This window comes from Rhodococcus sp. ENV425 (genome assembly GCF_002887785.1).
In the GTDB taxonomy this organism is placed as follows: Bacteria; Actinomycetota; Actinomycetes; order Mycobacteriales; family Mycobacteriaceae; genus Rhodococcus; species Rhodococcus aetherivorans.
Window position 1 is genome coordinate 1 of record NZ_PCZU01000250.1, and the last position, 7,723, is coordinate 7,723.

Sequence of the window (7,723 nt, forward strand, 5' to 3'; positions counted from 1 at the left end):
ACACCAGGGTCTCGTTGGCCGTGGTCACCGACTGCACGTCGGCGAAGCCGTGCTCGGCGAGCAGGTCGATCACGCCGCGCACCAGAACCTCCGGCACCGATGCGCCCGAGGTGATCCCGACGGTCTGCACGCCCTCGAGCCAGGCCGGGTCGACCTCGCGGGCGTAGTCGACGAGATGCGCGGCCCGGGCACCGGCACCCAGCGCCACCTCCACGAGCCGCACCGAGTTCGACGAGTTGCGCGAGCCCACGACGATGACGAGGTCGCATTCGGGCGCCATCGCCTTGACCGCCACCTGCCGATTCTGGGTGGCGTAGCAGATGTCGTCGCTCGGGGGGTCCTGCAGCAGGGGGAACTTCGTGCGCAGCCGCTGGACCGTCTCCATGGTCTCGTCGACGCTGAGGGTGGTCTGCGACAGCCAGATCACCTTGGCCTCGTCGCGCACGGTGACGTGGTCGACCGCGTCGGGCCCGTCGACGAGCTGGACGTGGTCGGGAGCCTCGCCGGCGGTGCCTTCCACCTCCTCGTGACCCTCGTGACCGATGAGCAGGATGTCGTAGTCGTCGCGGGCGAAGCGCTTGGCCTCCTGGTGCACCTTCGTCACCAGCGGGCACGTGGCATCGATGGTGCGCAGGTTGCGTTCGGCGGCGGAGGCGTGCACCGCGGGCGAGACACCGTGCGCCGAGAACACCAGCACCGCGCCCGCCGGCACCTGGTCGGTCTCGTCGACGAAGACCACGCCACGCTCGGCGAGGGTCTCGACCACGTGACGGTTGTGGACGATCTCCTTGCGGACGTAGATCGGGGCACCGTGCTTCTCGAGTGCCTTCTCCACCGTTTCGACGGCCCGGTCGACGCCGGCGCAGTACCCGCGCGGCTCGGCGAGCAGGACGCGCTTACCGGCAGCAGGTGAACCGGCCGACCGAGTGATTCCGACTTCGAGGGGAACAGGCGCAGACATGCCTCCAGGGTACGGGCCGTTCGCGGGGTCGGCCCTCGTCGGCTACCAATCGGGCGGCACGTGAGGCAGTCTGTTTCTCATGATCCGTCCACCGTTCATGGCGCGGGTGGCGGCCGGGCTGGCCGTCACCGCGTACGAAGAGACCCTCAAGCTGCCGTCCACCGCGGTCGCGCTGCCGATGACCACGGTCAGCCAGATCCTTCAGACAACGATGCGGATCCAGCAGACGATGACGTCGCTCGCCATCAAGGGCGACCAGCTGTTCGAGCTGCTCGGCGCGGCCCCCGCCGAGGAGCCGTCGTGGGCCACCTTCGACGACGACGCCGAGGTGCCGGCGGGCACTGCCGAGATGTCGACTGCCGCGGCGCCGGGGCGGTTCGCGCTCTACTCGATGCCGCCGGCCGCGGAGGCCGCGGTGCCGGTGGCCGCCGGCCCGAACGCGGGCAAGTCCCCCGTCGCCGAGACGGAGACCGCCGGCTCCGGCGCCGCCGAGACCGGGTCGCCCGCCGAGTCCACCGCCGCGAAGATCAGCGCCGGCAAGACCGCCGTCGGCGGCGCCGACGCGGCCGGGGGCAAATCCGCGAAGAAGGCGGCGAAGAAGACGGCCGCCGGGAGCGCGGCAGGATCCGAGGTGCCCGAGATCGTCGAACTGCTCGACTACCCGTCGCTGACCCTGGCACAGCTGCGGGCCCGGATGCGCACCCTGTCGGTCGAGGACCTGCGGGCGCTGCTCGAGTACGAGAGCGCCACGCGCGCACGCGACCCGTTCGAGACCATGCTGTCCAACCGGATCGCGAACGCAAGCACCAAGTGACCTCCGCGCCCACGGTCACCCCGTCCAACTCCGCGGAGCATCCGTGGCCGGTCCGGACCGTCTCGCAGAAGGTCGCCGGCTGGATCGACCGGCTCGGTTCGGTCTGGGTGGAGGGCCAGATCACCCAGCTCAACGTGCGTCCCGGCACCCGCACCGCGTTCCTCACGTTGCGGGATCCGTCGGCGGACATGTCGCTGTCGGTGACGTGCTCGCCGCAACTGGTGCAGAACTCCCCCGTACCGCTCACCGAGGGCAGCCGGGTGGTGATGTTCGGCAAGCTGTCGTTCTGGACCGGCCGCGGCACCCTCGCCCTGCGGGTCACCGAGATCCGCGCCGTCGGTATCGGCGAACTCCTCGCCCGCATCGAGCGGCTGCGTGCGCTGCTCGCGGCCGAGGGACTGTTCGACCCTCGGCTCAAGCGGCCCCTGCCGTTCCTGCCGCAGCGGATCGGTCTGATCACCGGGCGCGCGAGCGCCGCCGAGCGGGACGTGCTCAGCGTCGCGCAGCGCCGATGGCCGGCCGTCCGTTTCGAGATCCGCAACACCGCCGTCCAGGGGCCCACCGCGGTCCCGCAGATCCTGGATGCGCTCGAGGAACTCGACGCCGACCCGTCCGTCGACGTCATCGTGCTCGCGCGCGGCGGCGGCAGCGTGGAGGACCTGCTGCCGTTCTCGGACGAGGCGCTGTGCCGCGCGATCGTCCGGTGCACGACGCCGGTGGTCAGCGCCATCGGGCACGAACCGGACAGCCCGCTGTCCGACCACGTCGCCGACCTGCGGGCGGCGACCCCCACCGACGCCGCCAAACGGATCGTGCCGGACGCGGTGGCCGAACAGGACCTGGTGGACGAGCTACGAGGGCGGTCGGCGGCGGCGCTGCGGAACTGGGTGCGCCGGGAGGAGCACGTGATCGAGCAGTTGCGCAGCCGGCCGGTGCTCGCAGACCCCCTGAGCACCGTCGACCGGCGAAGCGAGGAGATCGAGCGGCTGCGGCAGTGCGCCCGTCGCGACGTGACCCGCGCGATCGACGCCGAGGCCGCCCGGATCGAGCACCTCGGTGCGCGGCTCGCGACCCTCGGTCCCGCCGCCACCCTCGCCCGCGGCTACGCGGTGGTCCAGCGGGTGGTCCCCGACGGGGATCCGGAGGTGCTGCGGTCGGCCGGCGACGCACCGCCCGGCACCCAGCTGCGGGTGCGGGTCACCGACGGGGCGCTGCGCGCCGCCGTCATCGGACGAGAGAAGTGACGGGGAACGGATGAGCGAGACGAAGGACACGGCCGCGAGCGGCCCGAAGACCACGGCCGCGAGCGGCCCGAAGACCACCTCCGCGAGCGGCCCGAACGACGACGTGGCGGAGTTCGGCTACGAGCGTGCGCGCGACGAACTGGTCAACGTGGTCAAGATGCTCGAACAGGGTGGCTTGGACCTGGACGATTCGCTGGCGCTGTGGGAACGGGGCGAGGCGCTCGCGCGGCGCTGCGAGGAGCATCTCGCCGGTGCCCGGCAGCGTGTGGAGACCGCGCTGTCGCACGCCGACGACGACGAGGAGTGAGCGGAGCGGCTGCTAGGGCTGCAGCGGTTCGGCCGCACCCGCGGCGGTCGCCAGCTCGCGGAACTCGGCCTCGTCGCCGGAGCCGCCGATGAGGATCCGGACGTCGCCGAAGTCGGACACCCACAGCGGTTCGACGCCCTCGCCGCCGTAGACCACCCAGTCGCGGCCGGCGAGGCTCTGCGCCCCGGTCGCGGTGCGCGGCTCCCCGGCGACGAACCGCACCAGCTCGTCCTCCCCCGCATTCGACTGGGTGAACCGCACGTACCGGCCGTCAGGGGTGATGAATCCGACGGTGCTCGAATCGCCACCCTGCTCGCCGGTGATGATGCTGCGGCTGCCGGAGTTGGCCTGCCAGTCCTCGGGCACCTTCGGCTGCCGGATCGGGAAGTCCAGCTCGCGGGCGTCGTACTTCAGGCCGGCGTCGACGTCGAAGCTGGGCACGGGTCCCGCCGTGGGGCCGCCGGGGCTGAAGGAGCATTGGCTGGCGATCGCGGCCACGACGACCATGATCAGCAGAAGCGGGATCAGCGACCACGCCATGTCGCGCGTGTCGTGGAGAATGCGGGGTTTCTGGGAGGCCACGCTTCCAGTCTGACAGCCGTCCGCACCGATACCCGCACGTGGCCGGGTCCGAGCCCCGCCGACGGGGCGGTGATGAGAGAATTACCACTCGAAACCATCGGAACCCGGCGGCTGTCCCCTCGGCGGCCGTCCCGCGTCGGCGTCCGCGCCGACCGACTGCATCAGGAGGCAGTAGCCCATGACGGCCAGCACCCCGACCCGCCGCCAGGCCCCGGACCGCAATCTCGCCCTCGAGCTGGTGCGTGTCACCGAGGCCGCGGCGATGGCTGCGGGCCGCTGGGTCGGCCGCGGTGACAAGGAAGGCGGCGACGGCGCCGCCGTCGACGCCATGCGTCACATGGTCAGCTCGGTGTCGATGCGCGGCGTCGTCGTGATCGGTGAGGGCGAGAAGGACGAGGCGCCCATGCTCTACAACGGCGAGGAGGTCGGCAACGGCGACGGTCCGCTGTGCGACGTGGCGGTCGACCCGATCGACGGCACCACCCTGATGGCGAAGGGTGCGCCCGGCTCCATCGCGGTGCTCGCCGTCGCCGAGCGCGGCGCCATGTTCGACCCGTCCGCCGTGTTCTACATGGACAAGATCGCCGTCGGCCCGGAGGCCGCGGACGTCATCGACATCACCGCGCCCGTCGCCGAGAACATCAGCCGGGTCGCGAAGGCGAAGCACTCGGAGATCTCCGACATCACCGTCACGATCCTCGACCGTCCCCGGCACGCGCAGCTCATCAGCGATGTGCGCGCGACCGGCGCGCGCATCCGCCTGATCTCCGACGGTGACGTCGCCGGCGCGATCGCCGCGGCGCGCCCGGGTTCGGGTGTCGACATGCTGCTCGGCATCGGCGGCACCCCGGAGGGCATCATCGCCGCGGCCGCGATGCGCTGCATGGGTGGCGCGCTGCAGGGCCGGCTGGCGCCGAAGGACGACGCGGAGCGGCAGAAGGCGATCGACGCGGGCCACGAACCGGGCCGCGTGCTGACCACCACGGACCTGGTCAAGGGCGAGAACATCTTCTTCTGCGCGACCGGCGTCACCGACGGCGAACTCGTCAAGGGTGTCCGCTACTACGGCGGCGGCGCGACGACGCAGTCGATCGTGATGCGCAGCAAGTCCGGCACCGTCCGGATGGTCGAGGCGTACCACCGTCTGAAGAAGCTCAGCGAGTTCACGTCGATCGATTTCCACGGCGTCGCGGGGGCCGTTCCTCCCATGCCGTGACCCGCTTCGCGGTCGTGGTGTCCTTTCGGATCTCCGCCGGTCCGAAGGGGCGCCCCTGCGGCGCGAGCCGCCTACTGTGAAGCCATGGCCGAAAATCCCGAGCAGCAGTTCCGAATCGAACACGACACCATGGGTGAGGTCCGGGTCCCGGCCGACGCCCTGTGGCGCGCTCAGACCCAGCGGGCCGTGGAGAACTTCCCGATCTCCGGCCGCGGCCTCGAACGCACCCAGATCCGCGCGATGGGCCTGCTCAAGGCGGCGTGTGCCCGGGTCAACCAGGACCTGGGCCTGCTCGACGCGGAGAAGGCCGACGCGATCGTCGCCGCCGCTACCGAGATCGCCGAGGGCCTGCACGACGACCAGTTCCCCATCGACGTGTTCCAGACCGGTTCGGGCACGAGCTCGAACATGAACGCCAACGAGGTCATCGCGAGCCTCGCCGCGCAGCGCGGGGTGACGGTGCATCCCAACGATCACGTCAACATGTCGCAGTCGTCGAACGACACCTTCCCCACCGCGACGCACGTCGCCGCCACCGAGGCGGCGGTGAAGGATCTCATCCCGGCCCTCGACCAGCTGCGGGCGTCCCTCGCCGTGAAGGCGGAGGAGTGGAAGCGGGTCGTCAAGTCCGGCCGGACCCATCTGATGGATGCCGTGCCGGTCACGCTCGGGCAGGAGTTCGGGGGCTACGCCCGGCAGATCGAGGCCGGCATCGAGCGGGTGCAGGCGACGCTGCCGCGGCTCGGCGAGCTGGCCATCGGCGGCACCGCCGTCGGGACGGGCCTGAATGCCCCCGAGGGGTTCGGCCCCCGCGTCGTCGCCGAACTGGTGCGCGCGACCGGGGTGGAGGCGCTGACGCCGGCGAAGAACAGTTTCGAAGCGCAGGCCGCGCGCGACGGTCTGGTCGAGGCGTCCGGGGCGCTGCGGACCATCGCGGTCTCGCTGACGAAGATCGCGAACGACATCCGGTGGATGGGGTCGGGTCCGTTGACGGGTCTCGCCGAGATCCAGCTGCCGGACCTGCAGCCGGGCAGCTCGATCATGCCGGGCAAGGTGAACCCCGTGCTGCCGGAGGCGGTGACCCAGGTGGCGGCGCAGGTCGTGGGCAACGACGCGGCCGTGGCGTGGGGCGGCGCCGCGGGCGCGTTCGAGCTCAACGTGTACATCCCGATGATGGCCCGCAACCTGCTCGAGTCGTTGCGCCTACTGGCCAACGTCTCGCGCCTGTTCGCCGAGCGGTGCGTCGACGGTCTCGTGGCGAACACCGAGCACCTGCGCACCCTGGCGGAGTCGTCGCCGTCGATCGTGACGCCGCTGAACTCGGCGATCGGATACGAGGAGGCCGCCGCGGTCGCGAAGGAGGCGCTGCGGGAGAAGAAGACGATCCGGCAGGCGGTGATCGACCGGGGCCTGATCGGCGACGGCCTGAGCGAGGAGGAGCTGGACCGGCGGCTCGACGTGCTGGCGATGACGCGGGTCGAGCCGCAGGGCTGACTGCGCCCGACGCCGGTGGGTCTTGTGACAGGCGTCTCATCGTGGTCTCATATGAAGCTGAATTCCAATTCAGGTCTTCAGGAAGCGAGACGCCATGACCACCGTCCCCACCGTCACCGGCACCGTCGACAGCGGCAGCCTCGGCCGGACGTTGATGCACGAGCACCTGTTCGTCCTCTCCCCCGAACTGCACGGCAACTGGGACATCGGCGTCGACCTCGACGCGGCGGTCGCGGAGGCGATCGACCGCGTCCGGGAGGTGCACGCGGCCGGCTTCGACACGTTCGTCGACCTCACCGTGGTCGGCACGGGCCGCAACATCGACCTGATCCGGCGGGTCGCCGAGGCCACCGACATGAACATCGTCGTGGCGACCGGTCTCTACACCTACATGGACCTTCCGCACTACTTCCACTACCGCGGCCCCGGCACCCTGTTCGGTGGCCCGGAACCCCTGGTGGACTTCTTCGTCCGCGACATCGAGGAGGGCATCCTCGATTCCGGAGTACGCGCCGGAATGCTCAAGTGCGCCATCGACGCCCCGGGCCTGACCGCAGGCGTCGAGCGCACGGCCCGGGCCGTGGCGGTCGCCCACCGCCGCACCGGCGTGCCGATCACCGTGCACACCCACGCCCACTCCGAGTCGGGGCTGGTGATGCAGCGCCTGTTCACCGAGGAGGGTGTCGACCTCTCCCGTGTGATCGTCGGCCACAGCGGCGATTCCGACGACATCGGCTACCTCACGTCGCTGATGGACGCCGGGTCGTACATCGGCATGGACCGCTGCGGCGTCGACGTCTACCTCGGATTCGAGCAGCGGGTGAAGACCATCGCGACCCTCGTCGAGCGCGGCTATGCCGGCCGGATGCTGCTGTCGCAGGACTACGCCACCCTCAACGACTGGCTCGATCCGAAGATGCTCGCCGTGGAGACGCCGCGGTGGAGCTACATGCACCTGCACAACGACGTGCTGCCCGCCCTGCGGGAGGCCGGGGTGAGCGAGGCGGACATCGACCGGATGCTGATCGACAACCCGCGCGAGATCTTCGAACGCCGCGACACGTACTGAGTCGGGTGCCGTCCGCTGCCGGGTGTGGCACCCGGC

General features: G+C 70.9%; 8 protein-coding genes. 6 read left to right on the forward strand and 2 right to left on the reverse strand.

The genetic code is table 11. The features are described 5' to 3' along the window. A partial coding sequence (locus tag CQZ88_RS21805; RefSeq protein WP_102800306.1) for a 4-hydroxy-3-methylbut-2-enyl diphosphate reductase occupies positions 1-961 on the reverse strand: 961 nt, incomplete at its 3' end. Positions 962-1,040: 79 nt separating this feature from the next. Between CQZ88_RS21805 and CQZ88_RS21810 the strand changes: the two genes are divergently transcribed. From CQZ88_RS21810 to CQZ88_RS21820, 3 genes are all read left to right on the forward strand, one after another. Then, positions 1,041-1,775, forward strand: coding sequence for a lipid droplet-associated protein (locus tag CQZ88_RS21810; protein WP_006932911.1), 735 nt, complete (start codon positions 1,041-1,043; stop codon positions 1,773-1,775). Next, positions 1,772-3,019, forward strand: a complete 1,248-nt coding sequence (xseA, locus tag CQZ88_RS21815; RefSeq protein WP_006932910.1) for an exodeoxyribonuclease VII large subunit — start codon at positions 1,772-1,774, stop codon at positions 3,017-3,019. Before CQZ88_RS21810 ends, xseA begins: the two co-directional genes overlap by 4 nt. A 103-nt stretch (positions 3,020-3,122) precedes the next feature. Continuing rightward, complete coding sequence (locus tag CQZ88_RS21820; RefSeq protein WP_037201491.1) at positions 3,123-3,326, forward strand: exodeoxyribonuclease VII small subunit; 204 nt, start codon at positions 3,123-3,125, stop codon at positions 3,324-3,326. 12 nt (positions 3,327-3,338) lie between these two features. On the opposite strand, the gene CQZ88_RS21825 is transcribed toward CQZ88_RS21820, so the two are convergent. After that, positions 3,339-3,908 (reverse strand): DUF4245 domain-containing protein, encoded by a 570-nt coding sequence (locus CQZ88_RS21825; RefSeq protein WP_072634681.1) that lies wholly within the window; start codon positions 3,906-3,908, stop codon positions 3,339-3,341. 178 nt (positions 3,909-4,086) lie between these two features. Here CQZ88_RS21825 and glpX point away from each other — a divergent pair, with 178 nt between their 5' ends. The 3 genes from glpX (at position 4,087) to CQZ88_RS21840 (ending at position 7,687) form a co-directional block, all read left to right on the forward strand. Next, entirely contained in the window at positions 4,087-5,124 is a 1,038-nt protein-coding gene (gene glpX / locus CQZ88_RS21830) for a class II fructose-bisphosphatase (protein WP_006932905.1), read from the forward strand. An 84-nt stretch (positions 5,125-5,208) separates the two neighbouring features. Beyond that, positions 5,209-6,618 (forward strand): class II fumarate hydratase, encoded by a 1,410-nt coding sequence (locus CQZ88_RS21835; protein WP_006932904.1) that lies wholly within the window; start codon positions 5,209-5,211, stop codon positions 6,616-6,618. Positions 6,619-6,712: 94 nt separating this feature from the next. After that, complete coding sequence (locus CQZ88_RS21840) at positions 6,713-7,687, forward strand: phosphotriesterase (RefSeq protein ID WP_006932897.1); 975 nt, start codon at positions 6,713-6,715, stop codon at positions 7,685-7,687. Positions 7,688-7,723 lie beyond the last annotated feature (36 nt).

What these genes read in the sequence shown, in the direction of transcription:
- CQZ88_RS21810 (WP_006932911.1), top strand. Translation starts at nt 1,041, where the DNA reads ATGATCCGTCCACCGTTCATGGCGCGGGTGGCGGCCGGGCTGGCCGTC.
- glpX (WP_006932905.1), top strand. Translation starts at nt 4,087, where the DNA reads ATGACGGCCAGCACCCCGACCCGCCGCCAGGCCCCGGACCGCAATCTC.
- CQZ88_RS21835 (WP_006932904.1), top strand. Translation starts at nt 5,209, where the DNA reads ATGGCCGAAAATCCCGAGCAGCAGTTCCGAATCGAACACGACACCATG.
- CQZ88_RS21840 (WP_006932897.1), top strand. Translation starts at nt 6,713, where the DNA reads ATGACCACCGTCCCCACCGTCACCGGCACCGTCGACAGCGGCAGCCTC.